The following is a 23,610-nucleotide window of genomic DNA, read 5'->3' on the forward strand; positions in this document are numbered from 1 at the left end:
TCCGGGCTCGCCCTTCGGGCGCCCCGGAATGACGGAGAGAGTTTCGCGTGAACGGCGGGCCAGCCCCTGGCGGAAGCTTGGTGCTCAAAATTTATTTTACCCGGACATAAATATCAGATATGAACCCGGGTGAAATTCAGGAGCCTCCCATGACCCCCGATCAGCGCAAGGCGGCCGTCGCCGCCTACAAGGAGCGCAAGACGCCGGCCGGCATCTACGCCGTGACCTGCGCGGCCACTGGCGCGCGCTGGATCGGCTCAGCTGGTGACCTCGACAAGATCCAGAACCGCCTCTGGTTCACCCTGCGCCAGGGCGGCCACCGCCGCGGCGGGCTGCAGGCGGCCTGGACGGCTCATGGCGAGGACGCGTTCAGCCTGGAGGTCATCGAGACCTTCGATGAGGAGGCGCTGGCCTATGTCCGCGACCGCCTGTTCGCGGAGCGCCAGGCGCATTGGTGCGCGGTCCACAACGCGGAGGCGATCTGACCCCTTCGCGCGACCGTGCTTCGTGCATCTGTCATTGCGTCGCAATATGGTCAGCCGCCCATGCAGCGCCGCCGGCCGATCTCGGCACTGGCGCGAGCACGTATCGTTGCTTAAGGAAGCGTTAGCGCTCGTCTTGCTCCCGGCAGGAGAGTTCCCATCTGCGCAAAGACTTCGTTGCGAACAGCGTCATATCTGCGTCATCCTGCCCAGGCTGATCGGCTCGGAGGTTGACGTTCGAACGGCGGCAGTATTGGTACACCGGATGAATATTGCGACCACACGCGTGCCCAGCAAGACGTCGACGTCCCTGCCGAACATCCTGACCTATACGCGCATCGCCGCGATACCGGTCGTGGTCGGCTGCATCTACGCGCAGTCCATCATGGACTATCCGCTGTGGCTGCGCTGGGTCGCAGTGGCCGTGTTCATTGCCGCCGGCGTCACCGATTACCTCGACGGCTACTACGCCCGCATCTGGAACCAGCAATCGGCATTCGGCCGCATGCTCGACCCGATCGCCGACAAGCTGCTGGTCGCCTCCTGCCTGCTGATGCTGGCCGCCGACAACAGCATCCATGGCTGGACCTTGTGGGCGGCGATCGTGATCCTGTGCCGCGAGATCCTGGTCTCGGGCCTGCGCGAATATCTCGCCGCACTCCGCGTCAGCGTGCCCGTCAGCAAGGTCGCCAAATGGAAGACTACGATGCAGCTGATCGCGATCGGCTTCCTGCTCGCCGGCGAGGCTGGTGACCAGTTGGTTCCGGTGGTGACGATGACCGGCATCGTGCTGCTGTGGGCCTCGGCGATCTTCACGATCTACACCGGCTACGATTATTTCCGCCTCGGCATCCACCACCTGATTGCGGAAGACGAGCGATGAGGGTGAAGTATTTCGCCTGGGTGCGCGAGCGCATCGGCAAGGCCGAGGAGACGGTCGAGCCGCCCGAGAGCGTGCGCACCGTGGGCGAGTTGATCGCCTGGCTGACCGAGCGCGGCGAGGGCTACGCCTATGCGTTCGAGAAGCCGAAGGTGATCCGCGCCGCGATCGACCAGTCCCACGTGCAGGCGGATGCCGCCATCGCCGGCGCCCGCGAGATTGCGTTCTTCCCGCCGATGACCGGCGGCTGAAGCGACAGAAGACATCCATGACCGCGATCGTCACCGTCCGCGTGCAGCGCGAGGATTTCGACACCGCCGCCGAGATCGCGGCGCTCAGCCATGGCCGCAGCGACATCGGCGCCGTCGTCAGCTTCTCCGGCCTGTGCCGCGGCAACGATCGGGACACGCCGATCTCAGCCCTGACGCTCGAGCATTATCCGGGCATGGCGGAAGCCGAGATCATGCGCCATGCCGAGCAGGCGATGGCGCGCTGGCCGCTGCAGGGGCTCACCGTGATCCACCGCTTCGGCCGCATCACGCCCGGCGAGAACATCGTGCTCGTCGTCACAGCATCGAGCCACCGAAAGGCAGCGTTCGAGGCGGCCGAATTCCTGATGGACTATCTCAAGACCAACGCGCCGTTCTGGAAGCGCGAGGAAACCGACGACGGCGGCAGCTGGGTCGAGGCCAAGAGCCACGACGATGCCGCCGCGGCGCGCTGGACAAAGTGATGACGAAGAAAGCGAAGGCGGCAGCGCCGCGCAAGGCGCCCCCGCCGAAGCTGCCGAAGGTCAATGCCGGCGAACTTCTCACCCTGCTCGACTACCTGCGCTACGCGGTGAGCCGATTCCAGGATGCCGAGCTGGTGTTCGCGCACGGCACCACCGATCCGGTCTCGGAGGCCGCCTTCCTGATCGGCGAAGCCTTGCATCTGCGCCCCGACCAGTTTGAGAGCTTCGTCACGGCCCGGGTCACCGCCGCCGAGGGCAGGCAGATCCTCGACCTGATCACGGCCCGAATCACCACGCGCAAGCCGGCGGCCTATCTGGTCAACAAGGTCTACATGCGCGGCCTGCCGTTCTATGTCGACGAGCGCGTCATCGTGCCGCGGTCGTTCATCGGCGAACTCCTGGAGACGCATTTCGGCGGCGCCGAGGCCGACGGCACCTCGCTCATCGACGATCCCCTCGCGGTCGACAGCGTGCTCGACCTCTGCACCGGCTCGGGGTGCCTCGCGATCCTGGCCAGCCGCCACTTTCCCAACGCCGTGATCGATGCCGTCGACATCTCCAAGGACGCGCTCGCGGTCGCCGCGAAGAACGTCGCCGACTACGACCTCGCCGAGCGCCTTTCGCTGCACCGCGGCGACCTGTTCGCGCCGCTCAGCCAGCGCCGCTATGACCTGATCATCACCAATCCACCTTACGTCGATGCCGAGGGCATGGCGGCGCTGCCCAGGGAATGCCGTGCCGAGCCCGCGCTCGCCTTCGACGGCGGCGACGACGGGCTCGACATCATCCACCGCATCCTCAGCCAGGCCCGCGACCATCTGACCGCCGAGGGCGGCCTGCTGTGCGAGGTCGGCCGCGACCGGCCGCAGATCGAAGCCGCCTATCCGGACCTGCCGCTGCTGTGGCTCGACACCGAGGATTCCGAGGGCGAGGTGTTCTGGATCACCGCGCGCGATCTGGTCTGAGGCACGCCCGTCCGACTCGCGCTGACGCGAAATGACGCAGCGACTTCCAATATGCGGCACAATCTGCTGCCGCTGTGCAGAAACCGCTCACCAGGGCAGCGGGAACGCTGGGACCTTTGACGTTTCCGTCCGTCCGCGAAACTGATAGCTTGCCGCCGGCCCGGATCATCGGCTGACGACGTCGGCGCGCGCATTCAGGCCCCTCAGGCACGATCCGTTCGGCGAGCTGTTCTGGCAACCGGTTCGCCACTTTTCCGGATCATGCTGCCGCCGTCGCACAACCTGCCTCAACCGTCCGAGAGGTCCCCATGCTGGACAAGAGCCCCCGCCCCGCCGTCACCGTCCCCAACGATCTTGCCGCGCTTTGGATGCCGTTCACCGCGAACCGCGCGTTCAAGAAGAACCCGCGCCTGCTCGCCGGCGCGGAAGGCATGCACTACATCACCGTCGACGGCCGCAAGATCATCGACGCCGCCGCCGGCATGTGGTGCTGCAACGCCGGCCACGGCCGCAGCCAGATCGCAGAAGCCATCGGCAAGCAGGCCGCCGCGCTCGACTACGCGCCGCCGTTCCAGTTCGGCATTCCCCAGGCGTTCGAGCTCGCCAACCGCATCGCCGACCTCGCGCCCGCCGGTCTCGATCACGTGTTCTTCTGCAACTCCGGCTCGGAGGCGGCCGATACCGCGCTGAAGATGGCGCTCGCCTATCACCAGATCAACGGCCAGGGCAGCCGCACCCGCCTGATCGGCCGCGTCCGCGGCTATCACGGCGTTGGCTTCGGCGGCACCTCGGTCGGCGGCATCGTGAACAACCGCAAGCTGTTCGGTACGCTCCTGACCGGCGTCGATCACATCCCGGCGACCTATGACCGCGAGAAGCAGGCCTTCACCAAGGGCGAGCCGGAGTATGGCGCGCACTTCGCCGATGAGCTGGAGAACCTCGTTGCGCTGCATGGCGCCAACACCATCGCCGCCGTCATCGTCGAGCCGATGGCTGGCTCGACCGGCGTGATCCCGGCGCCGAAGGGCTATCTCAAGAAACTGCGCGAGATTACCCAGAAGCACGGCATCCTGCTGATCTTCGACGAGGTCATCACCGGCTTCGGCCGCCTCGGCCACGCCTTCGCCGCCGAGCGCTACGGCGTGACGCCGGACCTGCTCACCTTCGCCAAGGGCGTCACCAATGGCGCCGCGCCGATGGGCGGCGTGCTGGTGCGCGACACCATCCACGACGCCTTCATGAGCGGCCCGGAGCACCTCGTCGAGTTCACCCACGGCTACACCTACTCGGCGCATCCGATCGCCTGCGCCGCCGGCCTCGCCACGCTCGACATCTATCGCGATGAGAAGCTGTTCGAGCATGCCCGCGGCATCGAGCCTAAATTCGCCGACGCCGTGATGAGCCTGAAGGGCCTGCCCAACGTGCTCGACATCCGCACGGTGGGTCTCACGGCCGGCATCGACCTCGCGTCGCTGCCCGACGCGGTCGGCAAGCGCGGCTACTCCGCGATGGAGCACGCCTTCCACAACACCGACCTGATGCTGCGCATCGCCGGCGACACCCTGGCCCTGACCCCGCCGCTGATCATCAACGAGGACCAGATCGGCGAGATCATCGACAAGGTCGGCAAGGTCATCAAGGCCGTGGCGTAAGCCGCGCGGTCATCGAGCCTCGATGAAATGGCGGCCCTTGTGGCCGCCATTTTTGTCGACCGCATCAGACGACCGTCATGCCGGAGCCGGCTTCTTGCGAGGACCAGGCGCGCGGAGCAGCTACGATCGAGGCCGCCACAATCTGCCCTCGGCCAATGCTCAGACTTCTTCAAACAGCGGAGCATCGTAGAATGAGCGGATGTCCGCGTCCTTCAGCCTCTTGAACAATTCCTCGGAGACCAGCGGCCCCTTCGTTGGCATGTGCGGATCGACCCACATGTGCACGTCGCCGATGCGGGCCTTGTCGAAGGCGAATGTTTGGCCTGATTCCGGTTGCCACAGTCCGCCGCCGGATGTCTGAACCCATTTGGCATTGGTCTTTTCTCGGTTGACCGCATCGCGTAGCACCGTCGTGAAGAAAAAGAAGAACTGCCCAGCACTGGAGCCATCGCGCCAGACGCATTGGATAGGGAAATACTGAAGGTCCTGCTGAAGGCTCTCGACCAGATCGATGAAACGGCGGCTGACCAAGAGCATGTGAAACTGGTTGTCGAAGTCGAGCAACGTCCGCTTGCGCCCTTTCAGGCGCAACCGGGTCGGCATGTTGCGGCTAGAAACCCGCGCGCCGCCGCCAAAGCATCTCCGGGGAGGAAAGTGCTCCAGCGCATCCGGCACGGGCTCTTCGAAGGCGACCTGGTCGACGTCGCCATCGAGCGCATCGGAGCCGTAATTGTACATCCACGGATTCTTCGGCAGCAGAAACCGAGCCATCGTCGCGCGACCTTCCCCGTCCCATAGGCGCCGGCGATCTTTCCAGCTGAACATTACTTTTTCATCTCCCGACGTCCTTGGAAAAGGTCGCCATCCAGCGACGCTGGCCAGCCCCGCGAGCGGAGTCGTCAGCGCGACGTCGCCAGCTCCTGCAACCACAGCCCAGGTCGCCCCGGAACCTTCGCAAATCCTCCACGTTCATCTCGCGGGCCGGCGGTTCGCGCGCGGCGGATGACCTTTGGAGGACGCACATGCTTGCACCGCCGGGAGAGCTGTTGCGGCTGGGGCTCGAGCAGAGGCTGAACCGCGTCAGGCGCGCCACGCAAGCCTACATGCGCGACCGCGCGCGGCAGGCCACGGGCACGGTGACGTCCTATGCCGTGGCAGCTGGCCTGTTCGCGACGGCGGGCATTTTCCTGATCGCGGCCTGCATCGTCGGACTGACGGCGCTGTTCCGCTGGGTGGAGATGACCTACGGCCTGTTCACCGCGTTCGCCGTCGTCGGCGGCATCCTGGTTGCAGTGGCGGTGATCTGCGCCGTAGCCGCGGCGATGAAGCTGCGCAGTCCGACGCCGCACTATCCCTCGCTCGGCAGCCGGCTACGCGTGGCGATCGCCGCGCCGGTGGCGCGGGAACCCGATGCCGATCACATCGATCCCGACACGATCCCTCTCGCGCCGACGGCGGCAACGTCACACAACAATGGCGGACTTGGTCGCGTCAATGTCCCGGTCGGCGTGGCCGTCGCCGCCCTCCTGCTCGGGGTCGCAGCGCTGCGCCGGCGTCACCGCCGCGACGCCGAGGCGTAAAGCCGGCCTGACAGCGGTGCCTCGGTTCGACGCGCATCGAACCGTGACATCAAGGTCTCAGCGTACAGCCGTTCGCAGGCCCATGCCTGACATCCGGTGCGTGCTGATCAGCTCGCGCCTGCCCTCCACGATCGTCCGCGCATCCTTCATGTCCAAACGTGTCTAACGCGCGAGACCCATCCGTTGTTCTACGGGATCGATACAGTACGATGACACTCCGCCTGTCCGCATGAAATTGCGTAAATGACACGCGGCAGGGAATTCGTCGGCCTGTCCCGGTATTTGAATCCTGCCGACTATCCTCGCGAATCAACAGAAGTGCTAAGGTTGCGTTGGTTGGGAGCGTCGCGCCGCATGATTCGTATTTCCACGATTTTCATCGCCATCTGCATGGTTCTGGTCGCAGCGTCGCTCGGCCTGATCCTGTATTCGATGGCCGGTATCAGTGGCTCGGAATCTGCGATCGTTGCGCTGGCCGCCCTCACCTTCCTCATCCTCTACAACGCCGTCTCGATGCGGCTGCGCGACCGCTCCGACGTCGGCAGCCAGATCGCCGATCTGTCGCGCGGCACTGCGGATCTCGCGCGCCAGGTCGCCGAATTCGGTCGCAGGTTGTCCGCCATCGAAGGCCGCGTGGTCTCGTCCAACTCGGTCAGCGCCGACCGCCTGCAGGGCGTCATCGGCGAGATCAACGAGCTCGGTGGATTGATGAAGCAACTCGCCGTGACGGTGGCGCAGCATGAGGATCTGATCGCGGCGATCCCCTCCCAGCCCGTCGCGGCCGCGGCTGTCGAGCCCGCACGCCCGGCGCAGGCGCCCGTGGCGCCGATCGCGCTGCCGGAGATCAAGGCTGCGGCGCCGCAGGTCCCGGACATCAAGGTCCCCGAACCGAGGCCCGCTCCGGCGCCGACGACCAGCGCCGCCATCGCCCCCGGGCCGACGATGTCCATGAGCCCCGCTTTGCCGCCCATCGGTCAGGCGGGTGCCGGGGCGTCGAATGCGGGCTTCTCTCCGGCGCCGGTCACCACGGCCTCGGCGCCCGCTGCCGCCCCGGCGGTTCCGCGCAGCCAGCCGCAGATCCTGGCCGCAGTGAAGGGCGCGATCGAGGAGAACCGCCTCGACATCTACCTGCAGCCGCTGGTGACGCTGCCGCAACGCAAGGTGCGGTTCTACGAGGCGGTGACCCGGCTGCGTGACGACCGCGACCAGGTGCTCGCGGCCGAGGACTTCATCGGCACGGCCGAGGCCGCCGGCCTGGTCGGGCGTATCGACCACATGGTGATGCTCCGCTGCGTGCAGGTGCTGCGCCGGCTGATGGTGCGCAACAAGGAGGTCGGGATCTTCTGCAACGTCTCGGCCGCGACCTTGAGCAGCCCGTCGAACTTCTCGCACTGCCTGGACTTCCTCGAGGCCAACCGCGCGCTCGCGCCTTCGTTCGTGCTTGAGTTCAAGCAGGCGACCCTGCGCGGCCTCGGGCCGACCGAGACGGAGCATCTCGCCGCACTGGCCCAGCGCGGCTACCGCTTCTCGATCGATCACGTCACCGACCTTAGGTTCGAGCCGCGCGAGCTCGCCGACCGCGGCGTCCGCTTCATCAAGGTGCCCGCCGCGCTGCTGCTCGATCCCCGGCAGGGCTCGGTCTCCGACATCCATCCAACCGACCTGTCCGACCTGCTCGGCCGCTTCGGCATCGACCTGATCGCTGAGCGCATCGAGGGCGAGCGCAGCGTCATCGACCTGCTCGATTACGACGTCCGCTTCGGCCAGGGCTTCCTGTTCGCCCCGCCGCGGCCATTGCGGCCCGAGGGCTCATCTGCTACCGGCGTGGCCGCCGCGGCCTCGCCCGGAGGCGGGCAGGACATCAAAATTCAGGATCCCAATGCCGCCGGCCCCCATGCATCCGACGCCTCCTCCGCCAGCGCACCGCGCAGCGTCGGCAACGCCGCGCTGGCCCGCCGTGTCGCCGGGCCGGCCTGATCCGCGACGCCTGTCATGACGGCACTGCACTTCGAAGAGCGGCTGCGCGATCTCGTCGGCCGCAAGCAGGTCGTGCTGAGCGACATCTGGGGCGTGGTCCATAACGGGCTGGAATCCTTCCCCGAGGCCTGCGAGGCCTTGCACCGGTTTCGAAGCCAGGGCGGTACGGTCATCCTGATCACCAACGCGCCACGGCCGGCGGATTCGGTGCAGCGGCAATTGCGCAAGCTCGGCGTGCCGGACGAGGTCTACAGCGCCATCGTCTCCTCCGGCGACCTGACCCGCCACTACGTCGCCGACCATCCCGGCAGCAAGGTGTTCTGGCTCGGCCCCGAGCGCGACAATTCGATCTATCGCGGCCTCGACGTCACGCTGTCGCCGCTGGAGGACGCGTCCTACATCATCTGCACCGGCCTCTATGACGACGAGACCGAGACGGCCGAGGACTACCGGCCGATGCTGCTGCAGGCGCTGGCGCGCAAGCTGCCGCTGATCTGCGCCAATCCGGACATCGTGGTCGAACGCGGCGACCGGCTGATCTACTGCGCCGGCGCCATCGCCGAGCTGTATCGCGAGCTCGGTGGCGAGGTGATCTTCTACGGCAAGCCGCATCGGCCGATCTACGAACGGGCGATGGCGCTCGCCGAGCAGCATGCGGGCCGTGCGGTCACCCGCGACCAGGTGCTGGCAATCGGGGATTCCGTCCGCACCGATCTCGCCGGCGCGCACGGCTTCGGCATCGACTGCCTGTTCGTCACCCGCGGCATCCATTCCGAGGAATTCGCCGGCGTCGACCAGCTCGATCCGGCCTCGGTGAAGGAGCTGTTCGGCCATCCACCACGCGCGCTGATGCGCGAATTGAAGTGGTGACGCAGCCCTGAAATGAAAACGCCCGGCGATGCCGGGCGTATTTTTTCGAGCGGCGATGTGCAGCCGATCAGGCCGTCGCCATGTCCGGGAACACCGCGTCGATCTTGGTCTTCAAGGTCGCGGCGTTGAACGGCTTGACGATGTAATTGTTCACGCCGGCCTTCTTGGCCGCGATCACGTTCTCGGTCTTGGACTCCGCCGTGATCATGATGAACGGCGTGGTCGCCAGGTTCGGATCGGCGCGGACCTCGCGCAGCAGGTCGTAGCCGGTCATCGGCTCCATGTTCCAATCGGAGATCACGAGGCCGTACTTCTTGGCGCGCATCTTGTTGAGCGCCATCGAGCCGTCGCTCGCATCGTCGATGTGCTCGAAGCCGATCTGCTTCAGAAGATTCCTGATGATTCGGATCATGGTGCTGTAATCGTCGACGACCAGCACCGACATCGTCAAATCAACCGCCATCTTGACTCCCCCACACGCGAACACGACGCGCAGACTGTTACCCAAAACGCTCTTTTCGGCTCAGGTCGGAACGACCTCCGCCATCCGCGTCCAGAAGTAGCATCAGCCGTTAAACAGCGCGTTAACTGCGCTGCGGCCGCATGTCGCTATTGCTGCGCTGCATGCGGCGGGTCCCCCTTTGTCTTGACTTCACGGGGCCGGCCGCACACGGTCAGGGGCAACATGGGCCGGTTGCCGGCCTTGAGAAATCTGCGAGATATTTCCGTAACATGCCTGCTTTCACCGTGATCCGCGATTCCACCCCGCCGTCGGACATCCTGAAGGGCGCGGTGGTCGCGATGGGCAATTTCGACGGCGTCCATCTCGGCCACCGGGCCGTGATCGAGGCGGCCATCGAGATGGGCCGGGCCCATGGCCGGCCGGCGCTGGCGCTGACCTTCGAGCCGCATCCGCGGCGCTTCTTCAGCCCTAATACGCCGCAGTTCCGGCTGACCGACGAGACCGCCAAGCTGCGGCTGCTGGCGGGAACCGGGCTCGCCGGCGCCGTCGTCATGACCTTCGACAAGGGCCGCGCCCAGACCTCGGCGCAGGACTTCATTCACCACGATCTGATCGGCCGGCTCGGCGTGTCCGGGATCGCCGTCGGCTACGACTTCCATTTCGGCAAGGGCCGGGTCGGCTCGCCCAGCCTGCTCGCCAACGAGGCGCCCAAGCTCGGCATCGAGGTCGATGTCCAGGCCCATGTCGACATCGACGAGCGGCCGGTGTCCTCGACCGCGATCCGGATGGCGCTGGCCGAGGGCCAGGTCGCGGAAGCCACCGCCATGCTCGGCGGCCCCTGGTTCGTGACCTCGGAGGTCATCCACGGCGAGAAGCGCGGCCGCGACCTCGGCTACCCCACCGCCAACATGCGGCTCGACCGCGATTGCGGGCTGCGCCACGGCATCTATGCCGTCCGGGTCGGCCGCGGCCGCGGGGCGAACCGGGTGCTGATCGACGGCGTCGCCAATTTCGGCCGCCGCCCGACTTTCGACAACGGCGCGCCGCTGCTGGAGAGCTTCCTATTCGATTTCAAGGACAGCCTCTATGGCGAGGTCCTGGACGTCGCCTTCATCGGCTTCATCCGCGAGGAGGCCAAATTCACCTCGATCGAGGCCCTGATCCGGCAGATGGACGACGACAGCGCCCAGGCCCGGGCCCTGCTCGCCGCCGATCCGGGCCTCTTCCCCCGGCTCGGCGAGATCCGCTAGTCCGGGCGACCGCAGGATGACTTTGCGATTCCGCAGGCCCCCTGCTATGAGGGAGCCCCATGTTGATACGGCGCACCATCGGCATTAGCGGCCCGGCTTCCGCCTGAGCTTTTCGAGCTCGGCGCAAGACCGGGATGTCTCTGCTCGTTCCGCCGCCCGCGATTCCAATCGCGCCCCCGCGCCCTCTTTAGCTCAGCAAGCCAGATCACGATGTCCGAGAAGCCGCAAAAGTCCGACGCCCAAAAAGCCGACGCCAACGACTATTCGAAAACCCTGTACCTGCCGCAGACGGACTTCCCGATGCGCGCCGGCCTGCCGCAGCGCGAGCCGGAGCTCCTGAAGTACTGGAACGACATCGATCTCTACGGCAAGCTGCGCGAGACCGCGAAGGACAGGCCGAAATTCGTCCTGCATGACGGCCCGCCTTACGCCAACGGCAACATCCATATCGGGCACGCGCTGAACAAGATCCTCAAGGACGTCGTGACCAAGAGCCAGCAGATGCTCGGCCACGACTCCAACTACGTGCCGGGCTGGGACTGCCACGGCCTGCCGATCGAGTGGAAGATCGAGGAGGAGAACTATCGCAAGAAGGGCAAGACCAAGCCCGACTTCCGCGATTCCGCCGCCATGGTCGCGTTCCGCCGGGAATGTCGCGCCTATGCCGAGCACTGGCTCAACGTGCAGCGCGAGGAGTTCAAGCGGCTCGGCGTGATCGGCGATTGGGACCATCCCTACGCCACCATGACCTATCCGGCGGAAGCGCAGATCGCCCGCGAGCTGATGAAGTTCGCCGCCAACGGCACGCTGTATCGCGGCTCCAAGCCCGTGATGTGGAGCGTGGTCGAGAAGACCGCGCTGGCCGAGGCCGAGGTCGAGTACGAGGACTATCAGTCCGACACGGTGTGGGTGAAGTTTCCGGTGACCTCGCCGGCGCATGGCGCGCTCGCGGGCGCTGCGGTCGTGATCTGGACCACCACGCCCTGGACCCTTCCCGGCAACCGCGCCATCTCGTTCTCGCCGAAGATCGCCTACGGCCTCTATGAAGTCACCGACGCACCGGCCGACAACTGGGCCAAGACCGGCGACAAGCTGATCCTGGCCGAAGCGCTCGCCGACAGCGTGTTCAAGCAGGCGCGCGTGACGAGCTACAACAAGCTGCGCGACATCCCCGGCGACACGCTGGATGCGGTCGAATGCGCGCACCCATTCAAGGGTCTCGCCGGCGGCTACACTTTCGTCGTGCCGCTGCTATCCGGCGACCACGTCACCGACGACACCGGCACCGGCTTCGTGCACACCGCGCCCGGCCACGGCCGCGAGGACTTCGACGTCTGGATGGCCAATGCGCGCGAGCTCGACGGCAGGGGCATCGCGACCACGATCCCCTACACCGTCGACGAGAACGGCGCGCTGACCGATCACGCCCCGGGCTTCACCGGCAAGCGCGTCATCAACGACAAGGGCGAGAAGGGCGACGCCAACGAGGCCGTCATCAAGGCGCTGACCGACGCAGGCCAGTTGCTCGCGCGCGGCCGGCTGAAGCATCAATACCCGCATTCCTGGCGCTCCAAGAAGCCGGTGATCTTCCGCAACACGCCGCAATGGTTCATCGCGATGGACAAGGACATCGCGGACGATGGGAAAGCCAAGTCCGGCGACACCTTGCGCGCCCGCGCGCTGCGCGCGATCTCCGTCACGCAATGGGTGCCGGCCGCCGGCCAGAACCGCATCAACGGCATGATCGCCAATCGTCCCGACTGGGTGATCTCGCGCCAGCGCGCCTGGGGCGTGCCGATCGCCGTGTTCGTGCGTGAGAAGGGCGACGGCTCCGCCGAGATCCTGCACGACGAGACCGTCAACACCCGCATCGCGGATGCCTTCGCCAAGGAGGGCGCCGACGCCTGGTACGCCGACGGTGCGCGCGAACGTTTCCTCGGCCCCAAGGCCAACGAGGATTGGAAGAAGGTCGACGACATCTGCGACGTTTGGTTCGACTCCGGCTCGACCCATGCGTTCGTGCTCGAGGACCCCGTGCACTTCCCCGGCCTCGCCGGCATCAAGCGCAAGGTCGACGGCGGCCGGGATACGGTGATGTATCTCGAAGGTTCGGACCAACATCGCGGCTGGTTCCACTCGTCGCTGCTGGAGAGCTGCGGCACGCGCGGCCGCGCGCCGTATGACGTCGTGCTGACGCACGGCTTTACGCTCGACGAGAACGGCCGCAAGATGTCGAAGTCGCTCGGCAACACCGTCGAGCCGCAGAAGGTCATCAAGGACTCCGGCGCCGATATCCTGCGCCTGTGGGTGTGCGCCACCGACTACGCCGACGACCAGCGCATCGGCCCGGAGATCCTGAAGAACACCATCGAGACCTATCGCAAGCTGCGCAACACCATCCGCTGGATGCTCGGCTCGCTCGGCCACTACAAGCGCAGCGAGGCGGTCGCCTTTGCCGACATGCCGGAGCTCGAGCGGCTGATGCTGCACAAGCTGTCGCAGCAGGCCGAAGTGATCCGCCGCGCCTACGCCACGTTCGACTACAAGACGGTGATCTCCTCGCTTGCGGCGTTCATGAACACCGAGCTATCGGCGTTCTATGTCGACGTCCGCAAGGACACGCTGTATTGCGACCCGCCGTCCTCGGTGACGCGCAAGGCGGCGTTGACCGCGATCGACCTGATCTGCGATGCGATCCTGAAATGGCTGGCGCCGGTGCTGTCCTTCACCACGGACGAGGCCTGGCGGATGTATCGCCCGGACGCCGAGCCGTCAGTGCATCTGACGCTGTTCCCGGATGCGATGGACGACTATCGCGACGACGCGCTCGCGGCGAAATGGGAGACCATCCGGAATGTCCGCCGGGTCGTCACCGGCGCGCTGGAGCTGGCGCGTGCCGCCAAGACCATCGGCTCCTCGCTCGAGGCCTCGCCGGTCATCTATGTCGCCGACCGTGCCCTGCTCGGCACGCTGTTCGACACGGATCTCGCCGAGGTCTGCATCACCTCGAACTACGAGGTCCGCGAGGGCGACGCGCCGGCGGAGGCGTTCCGGCTCGATGCGGTGCCGGGTGTCGCGGTGGTCGTGGAAAAGGCCGTCGGCCGGAAGTGCGCCCGCTCCTGGAAGATCCTGGAGAGCGTCGGCGAGGACGCCGAATACCCAGACGTGTCCCCGCGCGACGCGCTGGCGCTGCGCGAATGGAAGGCGCTGGGGGTGGGAGTGTGATGCGCGATCGCGCCACACTCAAAAATGTCGTCCCGGCGAACGCCGGGACCCATAGCCCCGGCCTTGGTGGTGACGAAGAAAGATGACCCAGACCTTCTCCGCCAACACGCATCACGCGGTATGGGTCCCGGCGTTCGCCGGGACGACAGCTGTGTTTAACGCCGGCCTCCCGGCATGATCGCCTCTTTGCAATGACCCCCCGCCTCCGCCTCGGCCTCGTCGCCGGTCTCGTCACGCTGGTGCTCGACCAGGCCTCCAAGCTGTGGCTGCTGTTCGGCTTCGACCTGCCCAACCGCGGCACGGTCAAGGTCACGCCGTTCTTCGACCTCGTGCTCGCCTGGAACATCGGCATCAGCTTCGGCTGGCTGCAGAACGACAGCCCGCTGGCACAATATGGGCTGATGGCGGTGAAGGTCGTGGCGGTGGTGGCGCTGGCGATCTGGATGATCAGGTCGGAGACCAAGCTGGCGACGGCGGCGCTCGGCCTGATCATCGGCGGCGCCATCGGCAACGGCATCGACCGGCTGGCCTATGGCGCGGTGGTCGACTTCGCGCTGTTCCACATCGAGGTCGGCGGCACCGTCTACAACTGGTACATCTTTAACCTGGCCGACGTGGCGATCGTTGCCGGGGTGGCGGGCCTGCTGTATGACTCCTTCTTCGGCAGCCATGCCGCAAAAGCGCCCTGATCGGGGTCGATACGGGCCTTTGTCGATCTACGGCCAAGAGCCTGAGGTTGTTCACGTTTTGGCGATCGGCGCCAAGCCCCCGACGGCGCGCTGCGCGCGGGCCTGAAATCGGTGGGATCGAAAGCCGCCGATCGGAACACGAGCACTGGACGAGCGAGGACAGGAAAGCCATGCGCAAGACCGATGTCAGCGGCCGGATCGTGACCCACACCGCCCTCCGAACCCTGCGGCTGTCCGCCGTCGCGCTCGGCATCGGCCTGATCATGGCGGGCGGCGTCGCCCGTGCCGAGGACGGCGAAGAGGACGACAAGACCTTCGAAGAGAAGATCATCGACAATCTGATGCGCGGCCTCGGCGGCACCAACATGGAGACGCCGACCATCAATTACCGCGAGCGCTCGCCGCTGGTCGTGCCGCCGAAGCTTGATCTGCCGCCGCCGGCGGGCACCGAAAAGGCCGAGGCACCGAACTGGCCGAGGGATCCCGACGAGCAGCAGCGCCGCGCCGCCGCTGCCGCGCGCAAGAAGGAAAACAAGGACCCGGTCGCGGCGTCGCGGCTGCTGACCCCGGCCGAACTCAAGGCGGGCCGGGTCGCGTCTTCAAAGACGATCGACACGAAGCAGCCGGGCGTCACCCCCAACAACCCGACGCTCAGCCCGTCCCAGCTCGGATTCAAGGGGACCCTGTTCGGCCTGTTCAAGGGCGGCAACGACAAGGAAGTCGCCACCTTCACCAGCGAACCGCCGCGCGAGAGCCTGGTCCAGCCGCCCGCCGGCTACCAGACACCGTCGCCGAATCAGATCTATGGCACCGGCGGTACCATGCAGCCAGTGGGGGGCAAGCAGTTCGACGTTCTGACCGGCAAGGAACGGTGACGCCCGTCCGGCCGCTGTTCACCTGGATCTTCCGCTGCGGCAGCGTTAGCGGATCGGAGATCATGATCCGGAAAAGTCGGAACCGGCTGTCCGAAACCGCCATGCTCCAGCAGAAGACGAGAGCATGATGCTACTCCCTGGAGGCGCATCACGCTCTGACGTTTTGTCGCGGCACGATGCCGTCGCCGTTTTGTGACGCCGGGGTCCGTCACGCGCGGTGTAGCATGCCGCGCCCAAACCCGATCGCCCGTCCCCGGGCCCTCAGAAGGATCATGATGTCCTCGCACCGGTTCTTTTCCGTCGCTGCCGCGCTCGTCTCCCTCGTCGCGTTCACGGCCGGCGCTTCGGCGCAAACGACCTTCACCTCCGAGCCCCCGGCCAGCTTCACATTGCCCAACGGCCTGCAGGTCGTCGTGATCCAGGATCACCGCACGCCGGTCGTTACCCAGATGATCTGGTACAAGGTCGGCTCGGCCGACGAGACGCCCGGCAAATCGGGGCTGGCGCATTTCCTCGAGCATCTGATGTTCAAGGGCACCGAGAAGCACCCGGCCGGCGAGTTCTCCAAGACCGTGCTGAAGATCGGCGGCAACGAGAACGCCTTCACCTCCGTCGACTACACCGGCTACTTCCAGCGCGTGCCGCGCGACCAGCTGCCGAAGATGATGGAGTTCGAGGCCGACCGCATGACTGGCCTGGTGCTCAAGGACGAGAACGTGCTGCCCGAGCGCGACGTCGTGCTCGAAGAGTACAACATGCGCGTCGCCAACTCGCCGGAAGCTCGCCTCAACGAGCAGATCATGGCGGCGCTGTACGTCAACCATCCCTACGGCCGGCCGGTGATCGGCTGGAAGCCGGAGATCGAGAAGCTCAGCCGCGAGGACGCGCTGGCGTTCTATCGCCGCTTCTATGCGCCCAACAACGCGATCCTGGTGATCGCCGGCGACACCGACGCCAAGGAAGTGCGGCCGCTGGTCGAGCAGACCTTTGCCAAGATCCCCGCGCAGCCCGACATCGCCGGCCGCCGGCTGCGGCCGCAGGAGCCCGAGCCGGTGGCGCCGCGCACGGTTACCCTGGCCGACCCGCATGTCGAGCAGCCCTCGATGCGCCGCTCCTATCTGGTGCCCTCGGCCACGACGGCCGCGCCCGGCCAGTCGGCCGCGCTGGACGTTCTGGCGCAGCTGATGGGGAGCGGCAGCAACTCCTACCTCTACCGCGCACTCGTCATCGACAAGCCGCTCGCGATCAACGCCAGCGCGTCCTATCAGGGCACCTCGCTCGATCCGACGCAGTTCTCGATCGCGGCGTCGCCGCGGCCCGGCGTCGAGTTCGCCCAGGTCGAGGCGGTCGTCGACAGCGTCATCGCCGAGATCGCGCAGAATCCGGTGCGTGCCGAGGACCTCGAACGCGTCAAGACGCAGCTGATCGCGGAAGCGATCTACGCCCAGGACAACCAGGCCACGATGGCGCGCTGGTATGGCGGCGGGCTCACCACCGGGCTCAGCATCGAGGACATCAGGAGTTGGCCGGACCGCATCCGCGCCGTCACCGCCGAGCAGGTCCGCGCTGCCGCGCAGACCTGGCTGCAGAAGAAGCGCTCGGTCACCGGCTATCTGATCAAGGACAATGCCGCCAAGCGCGAGGAGAAGCGGTCGTGATGAACACTTTGAGCTTCGCCCGCCGTTTCGCCTGCACCCTCGCCGTCGCTGCTGCCGCGCTCACGATCGCCCCGTCCGCCCAGGCCGCAACCAAGATCCAGCGCCTGGTTTCTCCGGGCGGCATCGAGGCCTGGTTCGTGCAGGACGCGACCGTGCCCTTGATCGCGATGGAATACGCCTTCCAGGGCGGCGCCTCGCAGGATCCGCAGGGCAAGCCCGGCGTCGGCAACCTCGTCGCCGATCTGCTCGACGAGGGCTCCGGCGATCTCGACTCCAAGACCTTCCATGAGCGGCTCGATCGCCGCGCCATCGAGCTTTCCTTCCAGGTGGCGCGCGACAATTTCCGCGGCTCCTTGCGCATGCTGCGCGACAACAAGGACGAGGCGTTCGAGCTGCTGCGCACGGCGCTGACCTCGCCGCATTTCGACAGCGCCGACGTCGAGCGCATCAAGTCGCAGGTGCTGTCCGGCCTGCGCCGCGAGACGACCAATCCGAGCTCGCTGGCGGGCCGCAAGTTCCTCGAGCTCGCCTTCCCCAACCATCCCTATGGCCGTCCCGCCAACGGCACGCTCGACAGTGTGCCGAGCATCACGATCGACGACCTCAAGGAGTACACGAAGCGCATCCTTGCCAAGGACACGCTGAAGGTCGCCGTCGTCGGCGACGTCGATCCGGCGACGCTCGGCAAGCTGCTCGACCAGACGTTTGGCAGCCTGCCGGCCAAGGCTCAGCTGACGCCGGTGCCCGACGTGATCGCCACCAAGCCGCCGCAGCGCGTGCTCGTGCCGCTCGACGTGCCGCAGACCGTCATCACCTTCGGCGGCCCCGGCATCCGCCGCCACGACCCGAACTTCATGGCGGCCTATGTGGTGAACCACATCCTCGGCGGCGGCGGCCTGTCGTCGCGGCTGTACAAGGAAGTCCGCGAGAAGCGCGGCCTCGCCTACTCGGTCTATGACGCGCTGCTGTGGATGGATCATTCGGCGCTGTTCATCGGCAACACCGCCACCCGCTTCGACCGCGCCGGCGAGACCATCGCCGCCGTCGAGCAGGAGATTCGCCGCATCGGCGAGGAAGGCCCGACCCAGCAGGAGCTCGACGAGGCCAAGTCCTACATCAACGGCTCGCAGATGCTGGCGCTCGACACCTCCTCCAAGCTGGCGCAGGCGATGCTGCAATACCAGCTCGACAAGATGCCGATCGACTACATCGAGAAGCGCAGCGAGATCGTCAACGCCGTGACGCTCGACGACGCCAAGAAGGCCGCCAAGCAGCTCTGGAGCCAGGGCCTCCTGACCGCGGTGGTCGGCCGCGCGCCGCAGGCGGCCGCCGAGCCGGCGCAGGCGCCGGTCACGGCGCCGGTGACGAAGACGAACTGAGCGGACGGGGGCTCGTCCCGCCCCAAGCACACCGCTGTTAGTTGCACCTCATGCCCGGGCTTGTCCCGGGCATTTGCGTTTTGGGGGGTCCCCGATCGACGTCGATGCCGAGGCCTTCGCCGCGCTGGCGACACAAGCGCGGCAATGACGAATTGATTGTTGCAGACAACCGCAGCCGCCACAAAAATGGTGTCGTCCCGGCCTTGAGCCGGGACCCATACCCCAGGGAGAGGTTTGGGGCCGGCTGGTCATTGGCATTTTGCTCATCACGCCTGCTGCGGCGTATGGGTCCCGGGTCGGCGCCATCAGCAACGCTTCGCGTGGCTGACGGCTTGCCCGGGACGACAGCGGAGAGCAGCGGCGCAACTTCCGATTAAAATAAATTTCTTGCTATTTTTCGGAAATCATGATCATCTCCGCGCATCCCGCCTTACCGCAGAGGGGCGTTGCGCGCGATCGTCACGACACGCGAGGTGGGGAAGCGATGGCCGCGATGGAGCCGCAGCGTGTCCTTGTGATGCGCCGACGAACGGCTTGGCGCGGACGTGAAGTCGCAGGGTCCTGATACCCCGACGCTGGTATCAAGCCGCATGGCGCCAATGCGCCGCGTGGTGATGGTGGCCAACAAGCCCGGCGCACCAGGGAGACTGCGTATAAGCGTGAAACCCATCGCGCGGGGAATGCCGGGATGTCTCGGCTGAACCTGTGGTACCTGCCGCCTGCATTTTTTTCGCAGGCGGGCCATGGGTGCGGCCAGCGCCCGGCATTCCCCGCGCCCTCTGCACTGTTTGCGAGGGCCATGACGATGCAAAGCTCGGGCATCAGATGCCGCGAGAGCGCGAAATCATGTCATTGGCTGAGCCGTGTCTCTGACCGATCAGCACGCTATTTGAACCGTATAGTCCGACATCCTCACCGCCGTCGTCCCGGACAAGCATCGAGGCGCGCCAGCGCGTCGATGCGCCGATCCGGGACCCATACTCCGCAGCAGTCTTGAGGTGCGAGCTGATCATGACCAGCCTGCCCCAAACCACTCCCCGGGGTGATGGATCCCGGCGTTCGCCGGGATGACAGCGGAGATTTTGGGACCTTCCCCGGCTAACCCTACGCGGTCGATGTCCCCCCGAGCACTCCGCCGCCAAACCCGCTATGGTGCACTCAGCTTTCGATTCCACCCTGGTGCCCCATGCTGCGGATTTCCCGCGACCTTGCCATCGACGAGAACGACATCGAGATCTCGTTCGTCCGCGCCTCCGGCCCCGGCGGCCAGAACGTCAACAAGCTGTCGACGGCGGCGCAGCTGCGCTTCGACACCAGCCGCATCACGCTGCCCGAGGATGCCGCCGCACGGCTGGCCCGTCTCGCCGGACAGCGCATGACCAAGAACGGCGTGATCGTGATCCAGGCCGAACGCTTCCGCACCCAGGAGCGCAACAAGGCTGACGCCATCGACCGTCTGGTGGCTCTGCTGAAGGAAGCGATGATCAGGCCGAAGGTGCGCCGTCCGACCAAGCCGACCTTCGGCTCCAAGCAGCGCCGGCTCGAAGGCAAGAAGCTCCGCAGCGACGTCAAAGCGGGCCGCGGCGCGCGCCGTTTCGACGATTAGATCGATATCATCGCGATCCAGCGAAAACGTTGGCAGGGGACGCGTGGCACCCCCAAGCCCGCACGTGATCGCAATCACCTTCAAATCTCGTGCCGCGCGCTCGACGATCGATCACACGACGATCAGTCTGTGTTGCTGACGCACCTGCCGCGCTGCAACCACCTGCGCCCGCTTTGTTCTCGCTGAAACAGCCGGCTACTACCACCGTGCATCGGCTGCGACCTACGCTCATAAAAAACGACGAGAGCGAGGAAAGATGTCGGGACGGCGTGCGGCGCAATATGCGCTTGTTGTCTGCGGGCTGATGGCTTGCGCGGTGCTGAGCAGCACGCTGACATCGGCGCAGATGGCGCTGCCCTCACCCAAGCCCGCCGACGGCGCGACCTTGTTCAAGCAGCAATGCGGCGTCTGCCACACGCTGAGCAGCAGCGAGCCAGTGCGGCAGGGGCCACCGCTGTCCAAGGTCGTCGGCCGCCGCGCCGGCTCCGTCGAAGGTTTCCGTTACTCGGCCGGCTTCGCCAAGGCCGACTTCACCTGGGACGAGGCCAAGCTCGACGCCTGGCTGAGCAATCCGCAAGAGCTGATCCCCGGCGCCGTGATGGCCTACCGCCAGGCCAAGCCCGACGTTCGCGCCGCGATCATCAACTACCTGAAGGACAATTGAGATGGCAAAGCCCGTGCATTCGATGATCCGCGTGTTCGACGAGGCCAAGGCGCTGGACTTCTACAAGCGCGCGTTCGGCCTGGAGATCGCCGACAATCTGCGCTTCGACGGCTTCGCGCTAATCTATCTGCGTCACCCGTCGTCGCCGTTCGAGGTCGAGCTGACCGTCAATTTCGATCGCAAGGAGCCGTACACGCTCGGTGACGGCTACGGCCACCTCGCAGTCGTGGTCGACGATCTCGACGCCGAGCATGCCCGCTTCGAGCGCGAGAAGCTGGCGCCCGGACCGTTGCGCGACTTCAAGCACAATGGCGCGACCTTGGCGCGCTTCTTCTTCGTCAGCGATCCCGACGGCTACAAGATCGAGGTCATCCAGCGCGGCGGCCGCTTCGGCTGAGCCGCAGAACGACGCAACGACACAAACAAAAATCACGGAGGAAAGTGCCATGAGAGAAGTCGATCGCCGCAACAAATACGACCGCCGCATCTTTCTCAAGGGCGCGGCCGCGACCGTGCCGGCCGCCGCCGTCGCCTCCGCGACCGGCGTCGGGATCACCGAGGCCTGGGCCGAGGATGCCAAGGCGCTGACGCCGGAGACGCTGAAGACCCTGGTCAAGGTCGCGCGCGACATCTATCCGCACGACTTCCTCGCCGACCGTTACTACATCGCCGCGGTCAAGCCGTGGGATGGCAAGGCGGCGGAAGATGCCGCGATCAAGGCCATGATCACTGACGGCGTGGCCCGGCTCGACCAGGACGCGAAGGACCGCCACAAGGTACCCTATGCGCAGGTGCCGTGGGAGACCGACCGCGTCGCGCTGCTGCAGGGCATCGAGCAGACCACCTTCTTCAAGACGCTGCGCGGCGACCTCGTGGTGTCGCTCTACAATCAGAAAGAGCTCTGGCCGAAGTTCGGCTACGAGGGCTCCTCCGCCGAGCATGGCGGCTACATCAACCGTGGCTTCTCCGACATCGACTGGCTGCCAAAAGCCTGACGCCGGCGAACAACAAAGAGAACACGGAGGAAACCACCATGGCAAAATTCGATCAGAACGATTCGAGCGTCGTCGTCATCATCGGCTCGGGCGCCGGCGGCGGCACGCTCGGCAACGAGCTCGCGCAGAAGGGCATCAAGGTCGTCATTCTCGAAGCCGGCAATCGCTACGAGATTCCCGACTTCATCAATGACGAATGGGAGAGCTTCACCCAGCTCGCCTGGACCGACATGCGCACCACGTCCGGCACCTGGCGCGTCGCCAAGGACTTCGCCAATCTGCCGGCCTGGATCGTCAAGGCGGTCGGCGGCTCGACCGTGCACTGGGCCGGCGCCTCGCTGCGCTTTGACGAGCACGAGTTCAAGGCGCGTACCACCTATGGCGGCGTGCCCGGCACGAGCCTGTTGGACTGGCCGGTGACGCTCTCCGAGATGGAGCCGTGGTACGCCAAGGCCGAGTTCAAGATGGGCGTGACGCGCACCAACGACATTCCCGGTTTGCCCGGCAACAACAACTTCAAGGTCCTCGAAGCCGGCGCCCGCAAACTCGGCTACAAGACCGTGCACACCGGCAACATGGCGATCAACTCGCAGCCGCGCGACGGCCGCGGCGCCTGCCAGCAGATCGGCTTCTGCTTCCAGGGCTGCAAGTCCGGTGCGAAATGGTCGACGCTCTACACCGAGATTCCGAAGGGCGAGGCCACCGGCAATCTCGAAGTCCGCTCCGGCAGCATGGCGATCAAGATCGAGCATGACGCCTCGGGCAAGGTGACCGGCGTCGTCTATGCCGACAGCCAGGGCAAGATGCAGCTGCAGAAGGCCCGCATCGTCGCGGTCGCCGGCAACTCGATCGAGAGCCCGCGGCTGCTGCTCAACAGCGCGTCGAACATGTTCCCGGACGGTCTCGCCAACTCCTCCGGCCAGGTCGGCCGCAACTACATGCGGCACATGACCGGCAGCGTCTATGCGACGTTCGAAAACCCGGTGCACATGTATCGCGGCACCACGATGGCCGGCATCGTCCGCGACGAGGCGGCGTTCAATCCGAAGCGCGGCTTCGTCGGCGGCTACGAGATGGAGACCTTGTCGCTCGGCCTACCGTTCATGGCGGCGTTCCTCAATCCCGGCGCCTGGGGCCGCAGCTTCACCGCGGCGATGGAGACCTATCCGCGCATGGCCGGCATGTGGCTGGTCGGCGAGGACATGCCGCAGGAGACCAACCGCATCACGCTCGACCCGGTCGCCAAGGACAAGTTCGGCATGCCGGTCGCCTCAGTGCATTTCGACGATCATCCCAACGACGTCGCGATGCGCGCCCACGCCTACAAGCAGGGCTCGGCGATCTACGAGGCGGTCGGCGCTACCGTCACCTATCCGACCACGCCCTATCCCTCGACGCACAATCTCGGCACCAACCGGATGAGCGAAAAGGCCAAGGACGGCGTCGTCAACAAGTTCGGCCAGACCCACGACGTGAAGAACCTGTTCGTCTCCGACGGCAGCCAGTTCACGACAGGCGCGGCGTGTAATCCGACGCTGACCATCGTGGCGCTGGCGATCCGCCAAGCCGACTACATCGCCGGCGCGATGCAGAAGAAGGAGATCTAGGGCTGCTTGCCGCGTAGCTTCCGCGTATCAATTTGTTGCTCGTCATGGCCGGGCTTGTCC

At 66.0% G+C, this 23,610-nt stretch carries 22 protein-coding genes; 20 read left to right on the forward strand and 2 right to left on the reverse strand.

What is annotated here, in order from left to right:
* Positions 1-149: 149 nt before the first annotated feature.
* The 6 genes from ACQR1I_RS26185 (at position 150) to ACQR1I_RS26210 (ending at position 4,712) form a co-directional block, all read left to right on the forward strand.
* Entirely contained in the window at positions 150-485 is a 336-nt protein-coding gene (locus ACQR1I_RS26185; RefSeq protein ID WP_434869391.1) for a GIY-YIG nuclease family protein, read from the forward strand.
* 262 nt (positions 486-747) lie between these two features.
* Positions 748-1,365, forward strand: coding sequence for a CDP-diacylglycerol--glycerol-3-phosphate 3-phosphatidyltransferase (gene pgsA, locus ACQR1I_RS26190; RefSeq protein WP_434869390.1), 618 nt, complete (start codon positions 748-750; stop codon positions 1,363-1,365).
* Positions 1,362-1,613, forward strand: a complete 252-nt coding sequence (gene moaD, locus ACQR1I_RS26195) for a molybdopterin converting factor subunit 1 (RefSeq protein ID WP_434869389.1) — start codon at positions 1,362-1,364, stop codon at positions 1,611-1,613. Before pgsA ends, moaD begins: the two co-directional genes overlap by 4 nt.
* Positions 1,614-1,630: 17 nt before the next feature.
* Positions 1,631-2,095 (forward strand): molybdenum cofactor biosynthesis protein MoaE, encoded by a 465-nt coding sequence (locus ACQR1I_RS26200; RefSeq protein WP_434869388.1) that lies wholly within the window; start codon positions 1,631-1,633, stop codon positions 2,093-2,095.
* On the forward strand, positions 2,095-3,060 hold the full coding sequence (gene prmB, locus ACQR1I_RS26205) for a 50S ribosomal protein L3 N(5)-glutamine methyltransferase (protein ID WP_434869387.1): 966 nt from the start codon (positions 2,095-2,097) through the stop codon (positions 3,058-3,060). The genes ACQR1I_RS26200 and prmB overlap by 1 nt, the downstream gene beginning before the upstream one ends.
* 308 nt (positions 3,061-3,368) lie before the next feature.
* Entirely contained in the window at positions 3,369-4,712 is a 1,344-nt protein-coding gene (locus tag ACQR1I_RS26210) for an aspartate aminotransferase family protein (protein ID WP_434869386.1), read from the forward strand.
* Between the two features lie 159 nt (positions 4,713-4,871).
* On the opposite strand, the gene ACQR1I_RS26215 is transcribed toward ACQR1I_RS26210, so the two are convergent.
* Positions 4,872-5,537 (reverse strand): imm11 family protein, encoded by a 666-nt coding sequence (locus tag ACQR1I_RS26215; protein WP_434869385.1) that lies wholly within the window; start codon positions 5,535-5,537, stop codon positions 4,872-4,874.
* Positions 5,538-5,734: 197 nt separating this feature from the next.
* On the opposite strand from ACQR1I_RS26215, the gene ACQR1I_RS26220 reads away from it, so the two are divergent.
* From ACQR1I_RS26220 to ACQR1I_RS26230, 3 genes are all read left to right on the forward strand, one after another.
* Positions 5,735-6,292, forward strand: a complete 558-nt coding sequence (locus ACQR1I_RS26220; RefSeq protein WP_434869384.1) for a phage holin family protein — start codon at positions 5,735-5,737, stop codon at positions 6,290-6,292.
* Between the two features lie 354 nt (positions 6,293-6,646).
* A complete protein-coding gene (locus ACQR1I_RS26225) occupies positions 6,647-8,269 on the forward strand; it encodes an EAL domain-containing protein (RefSeq protein WP_434869383.1) in 1,623 nt (540 codons plus the stop codon).
* Between the two features lie 15 nt (positions 8,270-8,284).
* On the forward strand, positions 8,285-9,139 hold the full coding sequence (locus ACQR1I_RS26230; protein WP_434869382.1) for a TIGR01459 family HAD-type hydrolase: 855 nt from the start codon (positions 8,285-8,287) through the stop codon (positions 9,137-9,139).
* A gap of 67 nt (positions 9,140-9,206) precedes the next feature.
* Here the strand turns inward: ACQR1I_RS26230 and ACQR1I_RS26235 are convergent, their stop codons facing one another.
* Positions 9,207-9,602 carry a response regulator gene (locus ACQR1I_RS26235; protein WP_434869381.1) on the reverse strand — a complete coding sequence of 132 codons (396 nt, stop codon included), beginning with the start codon at positions 9,600-9,602 and terminating at the stop codon, positions 9,207-9,209.
* A 269-nt stretch (positions 9,603-9,871) separates the two neighbouring features.
* Between ACQR1I_RS26235 and ACQR1I_RS26240 the strand changes: the two genes are divergently transcribed.
* From ACQR1I_RS26240 to ACQR1I_RS26290, 11 genes are all read left to right on the forward strand, one after another.
* A complete protein-coding gene (locus ACQR1I_RS26240) occupies positions 9,872-10,852 on the forward strand; it encodes a bifunctional riboflavin kinase/FAD synthetase (protein ID WP_434869380.1) in 981 nt (326 codons plus the stop codon).
* A 210-nt stretch (positions 10,853-11,062) separates the two neighbouring features.
* Positions 11,063-14,077, forward strand: a complete 3,015-nt coding sequence (ileS, locus tag ACQR1I_RS26245; RefSeq protein WP_434869379.1) for an isoleucine--tRNA ligase — start codon at positions 11,063-11,065, stop codon at positions 14,075-14,077.
* A gap of 191 nt (positions 14,078-14,268) precedes the next feature.
* Positions 14,269-14,766 (forward strand): signal peptidase II, encoded by a 498-nt coding sequence (lspA, locus tag ACQR1I_RS26250; protein WP_434869378.1) that lies wholly within the window; start codon positions 14,269-14,271, stop codon positions 14,764-14,766.
* A 170-nt stretch (positions 14,767-14,936) separates the two neighbouring features.
* A complete protein-coding gene (locus ACQR1I_RS26255; protein ID WP_434869377.1) occupies positions 14,937-15,641 on the forward strand; it encodes a hypothetical protein in 705 nt (234 codons plus the stop codon).
* A 272-nt stretch (positions 15,642-15,913) separates the two neighbouring features.
* Positions 15,914-17,299, forward strand: coding sequence for a M16 family metallopeptidase (locus ACQR1I_RS26260; RefSeq protein ID WP_434869376.1), 1,386 nt, complete (start codon positions 15,914-15,916; stop codon positions 17,297-17,299).
* Positions 17,299-18,678 carry a M16 family metallopeptidase gene (locus ACQR1I_RS26265; RefSeq protein ID WP_434869375.1) on the forward strand — a complete coding sequence of 460 codons (1,380 nt, stop codon included), beginning with the start codon at positions 17,299-17,301 and terminating at the stop codon, positions 18,676-18,678. The genes ACQR1I_RS26260 and ACQR1I_RS26265 overlap by 1 nt, the downstream gene beginning before the upstream one ends.
* Before the next feature lie 1,186 nt (positions 18,679-19,864).
* The gene (gene arfB, locus ACQR1I_RS26270) at positions 19,865-20,284 is read left to right on the forward strand and encodes an alternative ribosome rescue aminoacyl-tRNA hydrolase ArfB (RefSeq protein WP_434869374.1); all 420 of its coding nucleotides are present in this window, start codon (positions 19,865-19,867) and stop codon (positions 20,282-20,284) included.
* 346 nt (positions 20,285-20,630) lie between these two features.
* On the forward strand, positions 20,631-20,948 hold the full coding sequence (locus ACQR1I_RS26275; protein ID WP_434869553.1) for a c-type cytochrome: 318 nt from the start codon (positions 20,631-20,633) through the stop codon (positions 20,946-20,948).
* Between the two features lies 1 nt (position 20,949).
* The gene (locus ACQR1I_RS26280; protein WP_434869373.1) at positions 20,950-21,345 is read left to right on the forward strand and encodes a VOC family protein; all 396 of its coding nucleotides are present in this window, start codon (positions 20,950-20,952) and stop codon (positions 21,343-21,345) included.
* Between the two features lie 49 nt (positions 21,346-21,394).
* A complete protein-coding gene (locus ACQR1I_RS26285; RefSeq protein ID WP_434869372.1) occupies positions 21,395-21,943 on the forward strand; it encodes a gluconate 2-dehydrogenase subunit 3 family protein in 549 nt (182 codons plus the stop codon).
* Between the two features lie 38 nt (positions 21,944-21,981).
* Positions 21,982-23,550, forward strand: coding sequence for a GMC family oxidoreductase (locus tag ACQR1I_RS26290; RefSeq protein WP_434869371.1), 1,569 nt, complete (start codon positions 21,982-21,984; stop codon positions 23,548-23,550).
* Positions 23,551-23,610: the final 60 nt, after the last annotated feature.

Source organism: Bradyrhizobium sp. HKCCYLS2038 (assembly GCF_051167655.1).
Classification (GTDB): domain Bacteria; phylum Pseudomonadota; class Alphaproteobacteria; order Rhizobiales; family Xanthobacteraceae; genus Bradyrhizobium.